The sequence below is a fragment of the Methylobacterium sp. Leaf118 genome, assembly GCF_920984675.1.
GTDB lineage: Bacteria > Pseudomonadota > Alphaproteobacteria > Rhizobiales > Beijerinckiaceae > Methylobacterium.
Genome location: NZ_CAKLBV010000018.1, coordinates 1 through 17564 on the forward strand (window position 1 = coordinate 1; position 17564 = coordinate 17564).

At 70.4% G+C, this 17564-nt stretch carries 16 protein-coding genes; 14 read left to right on the forward strand and 2 right to left on the reverse strand.

Going from position 1 to position 17564, the window contains the following annotated elements; all coding sequences use genetic code 11:
• From LW587_RS09960 to LW587_RS10020, 13 genes are all read left to right on the forward strand, one after another.
• On the forward strand, window positions 1–2239 hold a 2239-nt coding region (locus LW587_RS09960; RefSeq protein WP_232629438.1), incomplete at its 5' end, for an alpha/beta fold hydrolase.
• Window positions 2240–2248: 9 nt separating this feature from the next.
• Window positions 2249–2467 (forward strand): MbtH family protein, encoded by a 219-nt coding sequence (locus LW587_RS09965; protein WP_232629439.1) that lies wholly within the window; start codon window positions 2249–2251, stop codon window positions 2465–2467.
• An 11-nt stretch (window positions 2468–2478) separates the two neighbouring features.
• On the forward strand, window positions 2479–3093 hold the full coding sequence (locus LW587_RS09970) for a class I SAM-dependent methyltransferase (protein ID WP_232629440.1): 615 nt from the start codon (window positions 2479–2481) through the stop codon (window positions 3091–3093).
• A gap of 59 nt (window positions 3094–3152) precedes the next feature.
• Window positions 3153–3878 carry an acetoacetyl-CoA reductase gene (phbB, locus tag LW587_RS09975; protein WP_232629441.1) on the forward strand — a complete coding sequence of 242 codons (726 nt, stop codon included), beginning with the start codon at window positions 3153–3155 and terminating at the stop codon, window positions 3876–3878.
• Window positions 3879–4167: 289 nt separating this feature from the next.
• Entirely contained in the window at window positions 4168–5532 is a 1365-nt protein-coding gene (locus tag LW587_RS09980; RefSeq protein WP_232629442.1) for an L-serine ammonia-lyase, read from the forward strand.
• A gap of 223 nt (window positions 5533–5755) precedes the next feature.
• Window positions 5756–6217: a (2Fe-2S)-binding protein gene (locus LW587_RS09985; protein ID WP_232629443.1), complete on the forward strand. Its 462-nt coding sequence runs from the start codon at window positions 5756–5758 to the stop codon at window positions 6215–6217.
• Between the two features lie 11 nt (window positions 6218–6228).
• Window positions 6229–8445 (forward strand): xanthine dehydrogenase family protein molybdopterin-binding subunit, encoded by a 2217-nt coding sequence (locus tag LW587_RS09990; RefSeq protein WP_232629444.1) that lies wholly within the window; start codon window positions 6229–6231, stop codon window positions 8443–8445.
• A 336-nt stretch (window positions 8446–8781) separates the two neighbouring features.
• Window positions 8782–10011, forward strand: a complete 1230-nt coding sequence (locus tag LW587_RS09995; RefSeq protein WP_232629512.1) for an NAD(P)/FAD-dependent oxidoreductase — start codon at window positions 8782–8784, stop codon at window positions 10009–10011.
• A complete protein-coding gene (soxX, locus tag LW587_RS10000) occupies window positions 10008–10463 on the forward strand; it encodes a sulfur oxidation c-type cytochrome SoxX (protein WP_442919113.1) in 456 nt (151 codons plus the stop codon). The genes LW587_RS09995 and soxX overlap by 4 nt, the downstream gene beginning before the upstream one ends.
• Before the next feature lie 9 nt (window positions 10464–10472).
• Entirely contained in the window at window positions 10473–10955 is a 483-nt protein-coding gene (locus LW587_RS10005) for a SoxY-related AACIE arm protein (protein ID WP_232629445.1), read from the forward strand.
• 5 nt (window positions 10956–10960) lie between these two features.
• Window positions 10961–11281, forward strand: coding sequence for a thiosulfate oxidation carrier complex protein SoxZ (locus LW587_RS10010; protein WP_232629446.1), 321 nt, complete (start codon window positions 10961–10963; stop codon window positions 11279–11281).
• Between the two features lie 8 nt (window positions 11282–11289).
• Window positions 11290–12078, forward strand: a complete 789-nt coding sequence (soxA, locus tag LW587_RS10015) for a sulfur oxidation c-type cytochrome SoxA (protein WP_232629447.1) — start codon at window positions 11290–11292, stop codon at window positions 12076–12078.
• A gap of 331 nt (window positions 12079–12409) precedes the next feature.
• Complete coding sequence (locus tag LW587_RS10020) at window positions 12410–14047, forward strand: hypothetical protein (RefSeq protein WP_232629448.1); 1638 nt, start codon at window positions 12410–12412, stop codon at window positions 14045–14047.
• A 51-nt stretch (window positions 14048–14098) separates the two neighbouring features.
• Here the strand turns inward: LW587_RS10020 and LW587_RS10025 are convergent, their stop codons facing one another.
• On the reverse strand, window positions 14099–14905 hold the full coding sequence (locus tag LW587_RS10025) for a class I SAM-dependent methyltransferase (protein WP_232629449.1): 807 nt from the start codon (window positions 14903–14905) through the stop codon (window positions 14099–14101).
• A 114-nt stretch (window positions 14906–15019) separates the two neighbouring features.
• Window positions 15020–16141, reverse strand: a complete 1122-nt coding sequence (locus LW587_RS10030) for a hypothetical protein (protein WP_232629450.1) — start codon at window positions 16139–16141, stop codon at window positions 15020–15022.
• A 418-nt stretch (window positions 16142–16559) separates the two neighbouring features.
• On the opposite strand from LW587_RS10030, the gene LW587_RS10035 reads away from it, so the two are divergent.
• A complete protein-coding gene (locus tag LW587_RS10035; protein ID WP_232629451.1) occupies window positions 16560–17474 on the forward strand; it encodes a LysR family transcriptional regulator in 915 nt (304 codons plus the stop codon).
• The last annotated feature ends 90 nt before the right edge of the window (window positions 17475–17564 follow it).

Genomic DNA, 17564 nt, shown 5'->3' on the forward strand with positions numbered 1-17564 from the left:
GCGGGCCGAGCTCGCCCCGCCGGCGCAGGTGGCGGTGATCCTGCCCGAGGATCCGGCCCTGCAGGCGCAACTGGCCGACCTGTCGGCGGCGGATCTCGGCGACGACGCGCGCACCGCTCCGCTCACCCCCCACCATCCCGCCTACGTCATCTACACATCAGGCTCCACCGGAACGCCGAAGGGCACCAGCCTGACTCATCGCAACGCCGTCAACCTGATCGGCTGGGCGCACGAGGCCTACACCCCCGCGCAATTGCGGAACGCCCTGTTCGCGACCTCGCTGAACTTCGACGTCGCGGTGTTCGAATGCCTCGTGCCCCTGCTCGCGGGCCATACTGTCCATCTCGTCGACAACGCCCTCGCGCTCGCCGCGATCGAGGCGGAGATCTCGGTCGTCAACATGGTGCCCTCCGCCTTCGCGGCGGTGATCGATGCCGGACCGATCCCAGCCGGTGTCCGCACGATCAATTTCGGCGGCGAGACGCTCAAGCAGGATCTGGTCGACCGCGTCTTCCGCGAGACCGGCGTCGCGAGTGTCTGCAACCTCTACGCTCCGTCGGAGACCACGACCTACTCGACCTGGATCGAGCTGCGCCGCGGCGAGCCGCTGCGCGGCGCGATCGGGCGCCCGATCTGGAACACGCAGCTCTACGTCCTCGATGCGGCCCTGCAGCCGGTCCCGGTCGGGGTGGCGGGCGAGCTCTACATCGCGGGCGCCGGGCTCGCCCGCGGCTATCTCAACCGCGCCGGCCTCACCGCCAGCCGCTTCATCGCCTGCCCGTTCGGACCGCCCGGGAGCCGCATGTACCGCACCGGCGACGTCGTGCGCTGGCAGGAGCGCGGCACGATCGAGCATCTGCGCCGCGCCGACGATCAGGTGAAGATCCGCGGCTTCCGCATCGAGCCGGGCGAGGTCGAGGCGGTGCTGGGGGGGCAGGCCTCCGTCGCCGAGGCTTGCGTCGTGGTGCGGCAGGACCGCAACGGCGACCCCCAGCTCGTCGGCTACATCGTCGCGAAACCCGGGCTCGCCACCGAGACCGCCTTCCTGCGCCGCGCCCTGGCGGAGCGGCTGCCCGATTACATGGTTCCGGCGGCCATCGTCGTTCTGGCGGCCATGCCGCTGACGCCGAGCGGGAAGATCGATCGCCGGGCGCTGCCCGCGCCCGATTTCGTCGCCTCGAGCCGTCGCGCGGCCGCGGGCCCCGAAGAGGAGCGGCTGTGTGCTCTGTTCGCGGAGGCGCTCGGGCTCGATCGGGTCGGGCCCGACGACAGCTTCTTCGATCTCGGCGGGCACTCGCTGCTCGCCCTGCGCCTGATCGCGCGCATCCGCCAGGCCTTCGACGCCGACCTCTCGATCCGCACCCTGTTCGAGGCGCCGACCCCGGCCGGCATCGCCGGGCGCCTGAAGGCGGCCGGCGGCGACGCGCTCGACGCGTTCCGGGTCCTGCTGCCCCTGCGGGCGGGCACCGACGCAGCGGCGCTGTTCTGCATCCATCCGGCCGGTGGCCTCGGCTGGCCCTATTACGGCTTGCTGCCGCACATCCCCGGCCCGCGGGCGGTCTTCGCGCTGCAGGCGCGAGGCTTGAGCGAGCCGGGCGCCGCGCCGGGCAGCCTCCGCGCGATGGCGGAGGATTACGTCGATGTCCTGCTGCGCGCGCAGCCGGAGGGGCCGTATCACCTGCTCGGCTGGTCGCTCGGCGGCCACCTCGCCCATGCGATGGCGACGTGCCTGCAGGCGGGAGGCCGGACCGTGGCGACGCTCATCCTGCTCGACAGCTTCCCCTCCCAGCGGCAGGCGCCGTCGGAGGGGGAAAGCCCGGGTGAGCGCGACCGGCGGCATGCCGCGATTCTCGAAGGCGTCCTGGCCCTCGATGGCGACGCCACCGTCGCGGCCGCACTGCCCGGATTCGACGCGATCGACGCGGCGCATCGCGCGCGGATCCTCGAATCCTTCCGGCATGCGGAAGACCTCATCGCAGGGTTCGAGCCCGACATCTTCGACGGGACGATCACCTTCCTCCGGGCGACCCGCCACAGGCCGGATCTGCCGGCGCGGAACCCGGACGATTGGCGTCCCTCTCTGCGCGGGACGCTCGACGTCCACGACGTCGACAGCCTGCACGACGATCTCCTGCATCCCGCGGCGCTGGCACAGATCGGCCCCGTGATCGCGCGGGCCTTGTCCGGCCCGTCCGTGAGCGAGCGGGAGGGGAACCAGCCGATCGCAACGAGGGCCTAGGAGCGAAGCATGGACGCGGCAGAGCCGGTGATCGACGATTTCAGCATGGACGGCACGCGCTTCGTCGTCCTCGTGAACGACGAGGGCCAATACTCCCTCTGGCCCGCGGCCAAGGCGATTCCCGAGGGTTGGGCGAAGACGGGGCCGAGCGGATCGAAGGAGGAGTGCATGGCCTATGTCGATCGCGTCTGGACCGACCTGGCCCCCCATTCCCTGACCCGGTCCTAGAGGCGGAGCCGATGGGCTGGTACGCGCGCTACGTCCTGCCGAAACTTCTCGCCTCCGCGATGCGGCAGAAGGATCTCGTTCCCTTTCGCAGCCGGATCGGCCGGGCTGCGACGGGGCGCGTCCTCGAACTCGGCATCGGGCCGGCCCTGAACCTCCCGTTCTACGGACCCGACGTGACCGCCGTCATCGGGATCGAGCCGTCGCGCGCCTTTCTCGACATGGCCGCGGAGGGGGCCCGGGGGGCCGCCTTTCCGTGCCGGCTGCTCGCGGCGCGCGGCGACGCCCTGCCGATCGACAGCGGCAGCATCGACACCGTGGTGACGACTTGGACCCTGTGCACGGTGCCCGACGCCGCGGCCGTGCTGGCCGAGGTGCGGCGCGTGCTGAGGCCGGGCGGGAAGCTCCTGTTCGCCGAGCACGGACGCTCGCCCGAGCCCTCGGTACGCCGCTGGCAGGACCGCTTGAACCCGGTCTGGCTGCATCTTGCCGGGGGCTGCAACATCAACAGGCCGATGCCCGCCTTGATCGAGCAGGCGGGCTTTTCGGTCTCCGATCTGTCGACCGGCTATGTCGGCCGGCCGAAGGTCGCGACCTTCATGTTTTCGGGCGTCGGAACTCCCCGCTGACGGCGGCGGGAGCGGTCCGGCGGCAGGCCATTCGGGATCCGGCAACAGGACGGCAGGCGATGGGACAGCGGATTGCCCTCGTGACGGGCGGAACCCGCGGGATCGGCGCGGGGATCGCGCGGCGCCTGCACGCCCTGGGCTACCGCGTCGCCGTCAACTACGCCCGCGACGACGCCACCGCCGCGCGCTTCGCGACGGAGACCGGTCTCCCGGTCTACAAGTTCGATGTCGGCGACGCCGCCGCCTGCGCGGACAGCATCGGCCGGATCGAGGCCGATCTCGGCCCCATCGACACCCTGGTGAACAATGCCGGCATCACCCGCGACGGCGTCTTTCACAAGATGACCTTCGAGCGCTGGCAGGCGGTGATCCGCACCAACCTCGATTCCCAATATGCCTGCACCCGGCCTTTGATCGACGGCATGCGTGCGCGGGGCTTCGGGCGGATCGTCCTGATCGCCTCGCTGAGCGGCCAGATCGGATTGCCCGGCCAGACGAATTACGCGGCGTCCAAGGCCGGCGTGATCGGGTTCGCCAAGGCCCTGGCGCAGGAGAATGCCGGGCGGGGCATCACGGTCAACGTGGTGGCCCCGGGCTATGTCGCGACCGACATGGTGAGCGCGCTGCCGGACCCCATCCTGGCGCGTCTCGCCGCGGGCATCCCGGTCGGCCGGATCGGCCAGGTCGAGGAAATCGCCGGTGCCGTCGCGTTCCTGGCGGCCGAGACGTCGGGGTTCATCACCGGCGCCACGCTCTCGATCAATGGCGGCCAGACCATGATCTGACCCGTGGGCCGGTCTCCGCCTCCTCGACGGGATGGTTCGACCGGCGGCCCGTGCCGCCCCCCCTCGGAGCGGATCGGGTACCCCCACGACCGACGCCCGCCTCGCGGCGACTCGAGCGCTCTCCGCCGAAGTGGAACCCGGTTCGGCTGAAGAGAGCGCGACACAACAAAGACCGAGAGCCGTGCTCACGTTTCAACGTGATCGGGCACGGCTCTAGGTGAAATGCCCGCGCTCTTTCGCCATAAACGTCCGACGCCCTCACGGGGGCGGGCGAGGGGATCGGCGAGGGATGATCAGCGTCTTCGACCTGTTCAAGATCGGCATCGGACCATCGAGCTCGCACACGGTCGGCCCGATGATCGCCGCGCGCCGCTTCCGCGAACGGCTCGCGGGCGAGGCGACCGCGGTCCGGATCAGCGCCGAGATCTTCGGCTCGCTGGCCTGGACCGGCCGCGGCCACGGCACCGATGTGGCGATCTTCCTCGGCCTCCTCGGCCATGACCCGGCCACCGTCGATCCCGACCACGTGGCCGCCTACGCGCAGGCGCTCACCGCGCGCGGCGCTCTCGACGTTCCGGGCGCGACCTCCCCCGTGGCCTTCGACACGGCGCGCGACCTCGTCTTCAACTTCACCGAGATCCTGCCGCGCCACACCAACGGCATGCGCTTCCGGGCGCATGACGGCGCGGGCGGCGTGCTGGCCGAGACGGTCTGCTACTCGGTCGGCGGCGGCTTCGTCGTGGACGAGGGCGAGCCGGAGGGCGGCGGGCTCGAGGCGCTGCCGGTGCCCCGCCCCTTCGCCAGCGCCGCCGAGTTGCTGGTGATCTGCGCCGAAACGGGCCTCAGCATCGCCCAGGTGCAGATGGAGAACGAGCGGGCGCTCCGGTCCGAGGCCGCGATCGAGGCCGGGCTCGACGCGATCCGCGACGCCATGCTCGCCTGCATCGAGCGCGGGCTGCGGATCGAGGGTGAACTGCCCGGCGGCCTCAAGGTCCGGCGCCGCGCCAAGCGGCTGCACGGGCAGCTCGAAGCGGCGCGGCTCACCAACAGCCGCCCGGCGCACGAGATCATGGACTGGATCAGCCTGTTCGCGCTGGCCGTCAACGAGGAGAACGCCGCGGGCGGCCGGGTCGTCACCGCGCCGACCAACGGCGCGGCCGGCATCGTCCCGGCGGTGCTGCGCTACGTCGTCACCTTCTGCCCCGGCTGGTGCGACGCCAAGGGCCGCGATTTCCTGCTGACGGCTTCCGCGATCGGGGGCCTCATCAAGCGCCGCGCCTCGATCTCCGGCGCCGAGGTCGGTTGCCAGGGCGAGGTCGGCTCGGCCGCCGCCATGGCGGCGGCGGGCCTCGCCGCGGTGCTGGGCGGCAACGCCCTCCAGGTCGAGAACGCCGCCGAGATCGCGATGGAGCACCATCTCGGCATGACCTGCGACCCGATCGGCGGACTCGTCCAGATCCCCTGCATCGAGCGCAACGCCTTCGGGGCCAACAAGGCGGTCGCCGCCGCCTCGCTGGCGCTGCGCGGCGACGGCCTCCACTACGTCACCCTGGACGAAGTGATCGAGACCATGCGCCAGACCGGCCACGACATGCAGGACAAGTACAAGGAGACCTCGCTGGGCGGCCTCGCCGTCAATGTCGCGGCCTGCTGAGGCGGGCGGCGCGGCGAGGGAGACGGGGTAGGGGAGGTTCGGCAGGGGAGGCGGCGTCCCGTCGCGCCTGGGCCCTCCAAGGCCCGAGGCCCGATCCGGCCCTCTGAGGATCGCGGGCGCCCCCGCGCCGTCAGGCCACGCCCGATCGCGCGCCCGGCCCCTTGGATGTCGCGGCCGGCAGGGATACCGTATGCCTTAGGATCGTTCCAAGGAGTTGCCCGACATGGCGCGTCTGAACGTCAACGGCGTCCTGCGCGAGGTCGATGCCGAGCCGGACACGCCGCTCCTGTGGGTGATCCGCGAGCAGATCGGGCTCACCGGCACGAAGTACGGCTGCGGCATCGCCCAATGCGGCGCCTGCACCGTGCATGTCGACGGCGCCGCGGTGCGCGCCTGCTCGGTCCCGCTCTCAGCGATCGAGCCGGGGCAGAAAATCGTCACGATCGAGGGGCTAGCGCCCGGCGCCGACCATCCGGTCCAGCAGGCCTGGGCGGAGCTCGACGTGCCGCAATGCGGCTTCTGCCAGCCGGGGATGATCATGGCGTCGGTGGCCCTGCTGGCGCAGACCCCGCGGCCGAGCGATGCGCAGATCCGCGCCGAGATCACGAATATCTGCCGCTGCGGCACCTACAACCGTGTGCTCGCGGGCATCAAGCTGGCCGCCGAGCGCGGTCAGTCCGGCTGAGGGGAAGACCGATGCGCGTCGATCGCCGAACCGCTCGCCACACTCTCGATCAGCCGACCGATCGGGGGCTTCGTCCGTCGCGCCGCGCCTGGCTGACCGGGGCCGGTCTCTTCAGCCTCGGCTTCCACATCCCGTTCCTCGCCCCCGCCCGGGCCGCCCCCGCCGCGGCGGAGCCCGAGGTGAATGCCTGGGTCGTCGTGAAGCCGGACGACACCGTCGTGATCCGCATCGCCCGCTCGGAAATGGGCCAGGGCACGCTCACCGGGCTGGCCCAGCTCGTGGCCGAGGAGCTCGATTGCGACTGGGCCCGCGTCACCACGGAATATCCGAGCCCGGGCCGGAACCTCGCCCGCAAGCGGGTCTGGGGCGATTACTCGACCGGCGGCAGCCGCGGCATCCGCGAGTCGCACGAATACGTGCGCAAGGGCGGAGCCGCCGCCCGCGCCATGCTGGTCGCCGCCGCCGCCAAGGGCTGGGGCGTGCCGGCCGAGACGTGCCGCACCGAGCGGGGCGTGATCACCCATGTCCCCTCCGGCCGCACGACCACCTACGGGGCGGTCGCGGCGGTGGCCGCGACGATCGAGCCGCCGAAGGACGTGGTCCTGAAGGATCCCAAGGACTGGATCCTCGCCGGCAAGCCGCTGAAGCGCCTCGACACACGGCCCAAGCTCGACGGCTCCCAGGTCTACGGCATCGACCTGACCCTGCCCGGCCTGCTCAACGCCGCGATCCGCGACTGCCCGGTGACCGGCGGCAGCGTGACCTCCTTCGACGCGGCGGCCGTGTCCGGCATGCCCGGCGTCAAGCGCGTGCTGCAGATCGGCGACAGCGCGGTCGTGGTGGTGGCGGACACGTTCTGGCGCGCCAAGACCGCCCTCGACGCGCTGCCGGTCGTCTGGGACGAGGGCCCGAACGCGACGGTCTCCAGCGCGACCATCGCCGAGACCCTGCGCGCGGGGCTCGACGCGCAGGAGGCCTTCATCGGCAACACGTCGGGCGACGTGGCGGGCGCGCTGAAGGGCGCCGCAAAGGTGGTGGAGGCCGTCTACGGCGTGCCGTTCCAGAACCACGCCACCATGGAGCCGATGAACGCCACCGCGATCTGGACGGCGGAACGCTGCGAGGTCTGGGCGCCCACGCAGAACGGCGAGGCCGCGCTTGCCGCCACCGCCGAGGCCGCGGGCCTGCCGGCCACCGCCTGCGAGGTCCACAAGATCCATCTCGGCGGCGGGTTCGGGCGCCGCGGCGCCACGCATGACTGGCTGCGGCAGGCGGTGCTCATCGCCAAGGAGATGCCGGGCACGCCCGTCAAGCTGATCTGGACCCGCGAAGAGGACATGACGCACGGGCGCTACCACCCGGTCACGCAGTGCCGCATGCGCGCGGCCCTGGACAAGGACGGCCAGCTCACCGGCCTGCACATGCGGATTTCCGGCCAGTCGATCCTGGCCTCGGTCGCGCCCCAGCGCATGGTCGAGGGCCGCGACCCCGTCACCTTCCAGGGCCTCAATCCGGGCGGGCCGGAGGCGGCGATCGGCTACACGATCCCGAACATCCTCATCGATCACGCCATGCGCAACCCGCATATCCTGCCGGGATTCTGGCGGGGCGTGAACCTGAACCCGAACGCCCTCTACCTCGAATGCTTCATGGACGAGCTGGCCCACGCGGCCGGCCAGGACCCGCTGGCCTTCCGGCTCAAGCTCATGGGCCACCATCCCAAGCACCGCGCGGTGCTGCAGGCGGTGGCGGACAAGATCGGCTGGGATCAGAAGCCGCCGGAGGGGGTCTCTCGCGGCCTCTGCCAGACGATGGGGTTCGGCAGCTACGTGGCGGGCGCGGCCGAGGTCTCGGTCTCCGAGTCGGGCGCCCTGAAGATCCACCGCATCGTGGCGGCGACCGATCCGGGCCACGCGGTGAACCCGCAGCAGATCGAGGCGCAGGTCGAGGGCTCCTTCGTCTACGGCCTGTCGGCCGCGCTCTACGGCGCCTGCACCGTGAAGGACGGGCGCATCGAGCAGACCAACTTCGACAGCTACCCGGTCATGCGGATGGAGGCGATGCCGGCGGTCGAGACCATCCTGATCCCGTCGGGCGGCTTCTGGGGCGGCGTCGGCGAGCCGACCATCGCGGTGGCAGCGCCCGCCGTGCTGAACGCGGTCTTCGCGGCCACCGGCAAGCGCGTGCGCCATCTGCCCCTGAAGGACACGGACCTGCGCCGGGCATGAGAGCGGCGGGCGCGGTCGTGCTGGCGCTCGGAGCCCTCGTCTGCGGCCCGGGGGCGGGCGGAGCGGAGCTGCGTCCGCCCCCGGGCGCCTCGTCCTGCACCGGCTGCCACGGCGAGGGCGCGGCCAAGGGCGCGGCCATGGGCGCGGCCATGGGCGCGGCCATGGGCGCGCTGGCCGGACGGCCCGAGGCCGAGATCGTGGCGGCGCTCGAGGCCTTCCGCTCCGGGGCGCGGCCGGCTACCCTGATGACCCGCATCGCCAAGGGCTTCGACGCGGCCGAGAGCCGCGCCATCGCCGCCTGGTTCCGGGGACAGCGCCGCGCCGACCCGCCGGGCGCTGATCGGCGGGGCCGCGGCCGTCGCCCTGGCGCGCCCGGCGCGCGGCGGCACGCCCCCGCGCGTCGTGGTGGTCGGCGCCGGATTCGGCGGCGCCACGGCGGCGCGCGGCCTCGCCGCCGGCGGTGTCGACGTCACCCTCGTCGAGGCGGCCGACCACTACGTCGCCTGCACGGGGAGCAATGCCGTCGTCGTCGGCCTGCGCGGGATCGAGGCGCAACGCTTCGGCTACGACGCGCTCGGCCGGGCCGGACTCCGGCTCGTGCACGCCCGCGCCGAGGCGGTCGATCCGGCCGCGCGCCGGGTGAGCCTCGGCGACGGGACGGTGCTGCCTTACGACCGCCTCATCCTCTCGCCGGGGATCGCCCTGCGCTTCGACGCGGTGCCGGGCTACGACGCGCAGGCCGCCGAGGCCATGCCGCATGCCTGGAAGGCCGGGGCGCAGACCGTCCTGCTCGCCCGCCAGCTCGCCGCCATGCCGGAGGGCGGCACCGTCGTGCTCTCGGCGCCGGCGAACCCCTATCGCTGCCCGCCCGGCCCCTACGAGCGCGCGAGCCTGATCGCCCATTTCCTGAAGACCCGGAAGCCGCGCGCGAAGCTCATCCTGCTCGACGCCAAGGACACCTTCTCGAAGCAGAAGCTGTTCGCGGCGGCCTGGGCGAGGCTCTATCCGGACGTGCTCGAATGGGTGCCGCTCGCGGCCGGCGGGCAGGTCAGCGAGGTCGATGCGGCCGCGATGGTCGTGCGCACCGATTTCGCCGAGGTGAAGGCGGACGTCGCCTGCATCATCCCGCCCCAGCGCGCCGGGCACATCGCCGCGCTCGCCGGCTGCGCCGACCGCAGCGGCTGGTGCCCGATCGACCCGGCGACCTTCGAGTCGCGCCTCGTGCCCGGCATCCACGTGATCGGGGACGCGGCCATCGGCGGGGCCATGCCGAAATCCGCCTTCTCGGCCAACGCGCAGGGCAAGGTCTGCGCGCAGGCGGTGATCGACCTGCTGGCCGGGCGCGAGCCCCAGAGCCCGCGCCTCATCAACACCTGCTGGAGCCTCGTGGCCCCGGATTACGGGATCTCGGTCGCGGGCGTGTTCCGCCCGACCGACGGGCTGCTCGCGGACGTGCCGGGGGCCGGCGGCATCAGCCCGCTCGACGCGCCGGACGCGGTGCGCGCGCAGGAGGCGGCCTATGCCGAGAGCTGGTACCGGACCATCACCCGGGACGTGTTCGGGTGAGCCGCCGGGCCGCCGGCCTGGTCGCCTCGGGGCTGGCGCTCGCCCTCACGGCGGCGCGGGCCGAGGAGGGCGCGGAGCCCGTCACGATCGTCGGCGACGGAATTCCCGCCCCCCTCACCGGCAGGCCGGGCGATCCGGCCCGCGGCCGGGCCATCGTGACCGACCGGGCCCGGGGCCTCTGCCTGCTCTGCCATGCCGGGCCCTTCCCGGAGGAGCGCTTCCAGGGCAACCTCGCCCCGGATCTCGCGGGCATCGGCGCCCGCCGGAGCCCGGCGCAGCTGCGCCTGCGCCTGGTGGACGGGCAGGCGTTGAACCCGGACACCATCATGCCATCCTATTACCGCCTGTCGGGGCTCGTCCGCGTGGGCCGGGCCTGGCAGGGCCGCCCGATCCTGACCGCGGCCGAGATCGAGGATGTCGTCGCCTTCCTGGCGACCCTGCGGGAGCCTTGAGGGAACACCATGCGCACGGTGGGTCTGGGACGGACGGGGCGGGTCGACCGGCGCCGGGTGCTGGCCGGGGCGGCCGGGACGATGCTGGCGGTCGCGCTGCGGCCGGCCGCAGCGGCGGTGCCGCGCACCGAAACGACGGACTCCGCCATCCGGCGCTTCGCCGGCGACAACCCGATCCAGTCGGGCCGCGTCAGCGTCGACCTGCCTCCGCTCGTCGACAACGGCAACACGGTGCCCCTCGGCATCACCGTCGAGAGCCCGATGACGCAAGCGGACCACGTGCGCCGCATCGGCGTGTTCAACGAGAAGAACCCGCAGCCGAACGTCGTCACGCTCCATCTGCGGCCGGGCGCGGGCCGCGCGCAGGTCGCGACCCGGATCCGGCTCGCCGACACGCAGCGCATCACCGCGATCGCCGAAATGAGCGACGGCACCTACTGGTCGGCGAGCGCGGACGCGATCGTGACCCTCGCGGCCTGCCTGGAGGGCTGACCCCGATGGCCCGGACCCTGATCAACCTGCCGAAGACCGCCCATCCCGGCGAGGTGGTCACGATCAAGACCCTGATCGCGCACCCGATGGAGACGGGCTTCCGCCCCGGCGCGGACGGCCGCATCCTGGCGCGCAACATCGTCACGGAGTTCGTCTGCCGCTTTGAGGGCGAGGAGGTTTTTCGCGCCGAGCTGTTCCCGGCGGCGGCCGCCAATCCCTACCTGACCTTCACCTGGGTCGCGACGGGCAGCGGTCGCTTCACCTTCACGTGGCGCGGCGATGCGGGGTTCGACCAGACCGAGACCGCAGCGATCACGGTGGCCTGAGCCGCGTGATGCCGCGCCGCCCGGGCGCCCCGCTGCCGGTCGTCCTCGCCGCCCTGCTGCTGGCCGCCCCCTCGGCCGGGAGTGAGCCCATCGCCCCGGCCGATCGGCGCTCGAGCTTCGAGCAGATGGGACCCGACATTCAGGCGATGCAGCGCGACGAGGCGGCCAATCCCGGCATGCTCGCGGTCGCGGACGGGGCCGAGCTCTGGACGCGGCCGCCGAGGCCCGACCGGCCGGCCTGCGCCGGCTGCCACGGCGAGGCCGCCGGCATGCGCGGCGTGGCGGCCCGCTATCCGGCCTGGGACGAGAAGACGGCGCGGCCGATCGACCTTCAGGACCGGATCAGGGCCTGCCGGCGCGCGCACCAGGGCGCCGACCCGCTCGCCTACGAGAGCCCCGACCTGCTCGCGCTGACGGCCTTCGTCGCCGCGCAGTCCCGGGGCCTGCCGATCGCACCGCCGGACGATGCCCGGCTCGCGCCGGCCCGGGCCGAGGGCCGCGCGCTGTTCGAGGCGCGCCAGGGTCAGCTCGGCCTGTCCTGCGCGATCTGTCACGACGCGCATTGGGGGCGGCACCTCGGCTCGGCCGTGATCCCGCAGGGCCATCCGACCGGCTACCCGCTCTACCGGCTCGAATGGCAGGGGCTGGGCTCGCTGCAGCGGCGTCTGCGCAACTGCCTCACCGGCATGCGGGCCGAGCCCTTCGGATACGGGGCTCCGGACTACGTCGCGCTCGAACTCTATCTCGCGACGCGGGCCGCGCCGTTGCCGGTGGAGACGCCCGCCGTGCGTCCCTGAGGCCCCCGCCGCACGGGGCCGCGACCGGGGAGCGTCCCGCCCAACCTCAGCTTGTCCTCCCCTCATGTCGATTCGTCCGCCGAAGCTTGAGAAATCCTTCGATATGGTCGAGCTTTCGTAAGGGTCGGGTCGCCCCTCGAATCAATGGAGCGGCAGCGTCACGGCAAGCCGGAGCGTTCGAAGGTCCTGCTCGCCACAGGCGGGATCGATGCCGGGCGGTCCCGTGGCGAAGGGCGCGCGCGGCGGCACGCCCCCCGCGCCAGGTCGACGAGCCGAGATCCGCCGGACGCCGATCCACCGGTCGGAGCCGGACAGGGCAGGAGGCGCCGTGATGACCGCACCGACGACGAAAAACTACTTCGACGTTGCGAGCTGGATGTACGGCAACGCCGACAACGACCGGCTGCCCTCGATCCCGTTCGGGCTCGAGCGGTTCGACTACGCGCCGGGCCAGTTCGATTCCGGCCTCTCGCCCACCGGCTTCCACGGCGCCGCCTTCGTCACGCAAGGGGACGACCCCACCGTCATCATCGGCTTCGAGGGGACGGATGCGGCGGGCATCGCCGTGCGCAAGGCGTTCCTGCTGGCCCAGATCGCCGCCGACACGGCGCTCTATTTCGGCTACCTCCCCATCGTCCTCGTCCAGTCCCTCGATTTCGCGCGCGCGGTCCTCGCCGCCGCCGAGGAGCAGGGCATCCCGAAGGAGCGGGTCGTCGTCACCGGCCACTCGCTGGGCGCGGGCGCCGCAGCCTACGTCTCGACCCAGCTCGGCCTCGACGGCGTGACCTGGGCGGCCCCGGGCCTCGACGACGCCTATCTCCGCCCGGACAGCGGGGGAACACTCAAGAACTACGTCGTCTTCGGTGATCCGGTCGGCAATTACAGCGCCACACCGGACAACTACGAGAACGGGTTCCTCGACAGCACGGAGATCCGCCGCGTCGGGGATCCCGACTATATCGGCGATCCCGCCGGGCGGACGAGGCTCGAGACCGCCACCGCTCTGTTCGATCCGGGACCGGGCTACGATCCCGAGGCGGGGCTGCTCGAAGTCGGCCTCCTCGCCGCGGTCTATCACCGGCTCACCTATTACGGAGATCAGTTCGACCCGTCCCTCAACGCGGGCGCACCGGTCGCGGTCGACGACAGCCGCATCCTGAGCGGGCCGGACTACGTCCGGTATTTCGGCGATCTCGTCGATCGCAGCGCGCTCGTCAGCGACGCCTTCTACAACGTCTACAACGACGATGTCCGCGCGGCAGGGATCGATCCGGAGGCGCATTACAGCCTGTTCGGCTGGCGCGAGGGCCGCGATCCGAACGCCTTCTTCTCCACGACCGGCTACCGGGCCGCCAATCCGGACGTCGCCGGGTCAGGGAGCGATCCGCTCGCCCAGTACCACGCGACCGGGTGGCGCGAGGGCCGCGATCCGAGCGCCGCCTTCGACACGCAACTCTACCTCCTGCGAAACCCGGACGTCGCGGCCGCCGGCATCGATCCGCTCGCCCACTACCTCGATTACGGCCAGTACGAGGGACGCCGGGTCGATGCCGCGATCGGGCAGGCGGGCGATCTGATCGCCCGTGCCGGCTTCGATGCCGAGTACTATCTCCTGGCCAATCCCGACATCGCCGCGTTCACGCTGGCCTTGGGATTGGGCGAGGCCTTCGCCGAGCAGCATTACCGGACCTCCGGCTGGCGGGAGGGCCGCAATCCGAACGCCTTCTTCGATACGAGCGACTACCTCGCCGCCAACCCCGACGTGAAGGCCGCCGGGATCGATCCCCTCGCCCATTATGACCAGTTCGGATGGCGGGAGGGCCGCGACCCGTCCGGCACCTTCGACACCACCGCCTACCTGACGCAGTATACGGATGTCGCGGCGGCCCACATCAATCCGCTGCTGCACTACATGACCTTCGGGGTCTACGAAGGACGCTCCCTCTCGAGCGACAGCCTGATCGGATGACCCGCATCCGGTCCGCGCGTTCGATCGGCCCCTCAGCGCGCCAGGATATGGTCATGCCGGCGGAACCTCGCAGGAATAGATCACGTAATAGGGATACCAGCTTCTCCCCGACAAAGGGTGTCGCTCGAAAGTAAATCCGCTCGCAACAAGCACGTCCTCCCACAGCTTCTGCGGAAGGAACATGTTCTTCCCGGAAAAGACGTATCTCTGGGCAATCTCATACTCATCCCGGCTGAGCCGCCCGGACTTGAGGTCATCCTCGATCAGCGCATACACCCTGCCGCAATCGAGAAGACAATCCTCGCGGGCATAGGCCTGCGCCCAGTATCCCTTGATTCTCAAGTCGAACCCGAATTCCGCCTCCGACAGGTCGCCCTGCCTGTACCGTCGGATCAAGGTTTCCGCCGGTTCGGGGGTGACGGGCGCCAAGGCCTGCCGCGTGATGAAGCGCCCCCCCGGCGCAAGGGTGTTTCGAATCTGCGCCAGCAAGTGGCGATGGTCCGGCACGGACAAGAGATTTCCGAAAATCCCATCGCCCACGATGAAATCGGCCTTTTCGGGCACCGCCGTCGGCAACGACATCCAATTTACAAACAGCACCGTTTCGCGGGCTCGGGCGGTCGGCGACAGCCAATCCTCATACAACGCAATGGCGTCCGGGCTGTGATCGATCGCGTAGGAGCGGGTCGCGTGGCGACCCGCCAGGGCGCGGAGCTCCGGGGTCATCCCGAGCACGACGCCCACCGCCCTCTCGTCCGGCAGGCACAGCTCGTAACGCTGCAGCTCGTCCGCATTCGGACTGCCCGCCTCGTGCCGCACCTGTCGGCTTCGATCTTTGATGCGACTCTCGAGAGCCACCGGGTCCCAAACCATTCAAGATTCCATTCAAGCCGAGACGGCGCCAACAGAGCAGATTTTTATATAATACGCTTTGTATTTTCATCACAAAGCATGAACTGTTCAAGACTTTGTCTAAAAATCCGACGATAAGTAGGATGTCGGGCCACCGAGACTGGGCACGGTCACCCGAGTGTCCGTGCGGGATCGTCCGACCAGATTCCCGATGGCCTCCAACAGCCCTGGCTCGAGCGGAGCGCTCAAATAGCTCTCGAATACGACAAGGTACTCTTCCTTGACTTTCGGAAGATCGTCGATCGTGGATTTCAGGCTCTCGATGTTCGGAAAGGTTTCGAACTCACCGAGTTTGGCTTCGGCGGCCAGGAGCAGCATCGTCCTGAGACATTTCTCGCATTGCCCGCAATTCCGATCGGTCGTCCGGTGCTCCCAACACACCGTCAGATGCTGCCGCACGAGCGGTTCGCCGATGACGAGCTTGAGTTTCTCCGCTCGCCAAAGATGGGCCCCGAAATGTGAGAAACGCAGGTCACGCGTCGACCAATAATAATCGATCTTCCAATGCGAGCCCCAGGGCCGATCGTGGACATAGGGATACGAGGACGAAATCTGAACGGACGCCAAATGCCCGCTCATGCAATGCGCAACACTCGCAAGGGCACCGCCGTGGCATTTCCCCCAATTTGCCTTTCGGGTGAGATGATGCGTCCGGTAATTCGATCGCACGATGATCGATCGGGCATTGACCGCGCTGGCCACGTCTCTGAACGTTCTCTCGAAATCGATCATCCGCTCGGTCGCGTTGAGCGGAATGTCGAATCCGTGCACATAAACCAGGACATCCGGGGGCGTCGGGGACCTGAGAAGCGAATAGAAGGAATCGACGCCGCCTGAGAAGAACAGTGCCGTTCCGCCACCCGGAGGCCGTGTGTCCTGAGCCGTTTTCGTGACGAGAGGGCTTTCAAAAACGTCGGGAGACGAGCCCCACCATTCCGACATCTGGCGCGCGACTTTGTTGATATTGAACGCAAAGTCTTCGTCGACAGGCTGGCGGCACGCCACTTGATGCTTCAAATTCGCTGCACACGGCATCACGGCGCAGATGGCCGCCTCAAGGTTGGGTGTGAGACGGATATCGTCCGTTTCGAACCAAAGATCCTCGTTGTCGATGCTCCAGGCGGCACGGCATGTGTTTCCATCGATCGTCATCGATGGATCGCCGATCGTAATGGTCGCCATCAGTCCCCAGATCCTATCCGCATGTTCGAGACGTCGATTCGCTCAAGCCGGGGAATGATGCGATGCCCCTGCCCAGCATCGGCGTCGAGCGGGTTTCGTTCTCCTACGTCGGCGAGACACGATCTCCTATGAGGAAGGTGTCAGAAGCCGCTTTCCTGTCAGCGATTCCGGGCAGGGGAGGGGCGGGGTCTGTGATCGGCCCGTCCCGTGCAGCGGGCGCATTGGCGCAGCCGGGCGCGACAGGCCGGGCGCCGCCGCGGGGAAGAGCGGCCACCGCCCCCGAGTGGCCGAGGCCGGCCGATTGCGGCACGAACAGGTTCGAGACGGGCGGACGCCGGAGCGGACGGGGCCCGACCGGCTCGACCGACCCTGACCCGATCGGGATCGCCTTCCCACGCGCAGCCAGTCCGGGGCCTTGATGCGGATCCATCGAACCGAACTGGCCGATCTCGGCACCTTCCTCGCCATCGCGCGCCATCGCAGCTTCCGGCGGGCCGGTCTGGAGCTCGGCGTCAGCGCCTCCGCGCTGAGCCATGCGCTCAAGGCGATGGAGGCGCGACTCGGCGTGCGGCTCGTCAACCGCACCAGCCGGAGCGTCACGCTCACCGCCGCCGGGGAAGATCTGGTCGCGGGCCTGGATTCTCCCTTCGCGGCGATCGGCTCGGCGCTCGAGATGCTCAACCGGCACCGGGAGCCGACGAGGGTGACCGGGCGGATCCGCCTCAACGTGCTCGAACATGCGAGCACGCTGCTGCTCGCCCCCGTGCTGCCCCTGTTTCACGAGCGCCACCCGCAGGTCGAGATCGATGTCCGGGTGTCCAACGATCTCCTGGACGTCGTGGAGGCCGGCGCCGATGCGGGCATCCGTTATGGCGGAACGGTCCCCCAGGACATGGTGGCGCAGCGCCTGTCGGCCGATCTGCGCTGGGTGGTGGTCGGCGCTCCGGCCTATCTCGACCGGCACGGAACGCCCAATCATCCCCGCGACCTCGCGGATCATCGATGCCTGCGCATCCGCCTGGGCGACGACCGCCTCTACGCATGGGAGTTCGAGCGCGGGGGGGACACCCTCGCCCTCGACGTTCCCGGGGCGGCGACGATCGACAACACCCAGTTCGCCCTCGGCCTCGCGGCGGCGGGCGGGGGGCTCGCCTATCTCCCCGAGCCGTGCGTCGGCCCCTCGGTCGCCCGCGGCGCGCTTCGCATCGTGCTGCCGGACTGGGCGCCGATGGGGCCAGGCTTCCACCTCTACTATCCCGGGCGCCGCCAGTTGCCGACCGGATTGCGGCTGCTCGGCAGCCTGATCCGCGAGGTGCAGCCCCTCGGCCTGTGAGGGTGACGCCCTCCGGCGATGAGCCTCGCTCATCGTTCCGGTGAGAGACGAACGCCTGATCGGCGGAGCGCGCGATGTCTACGTCAGACC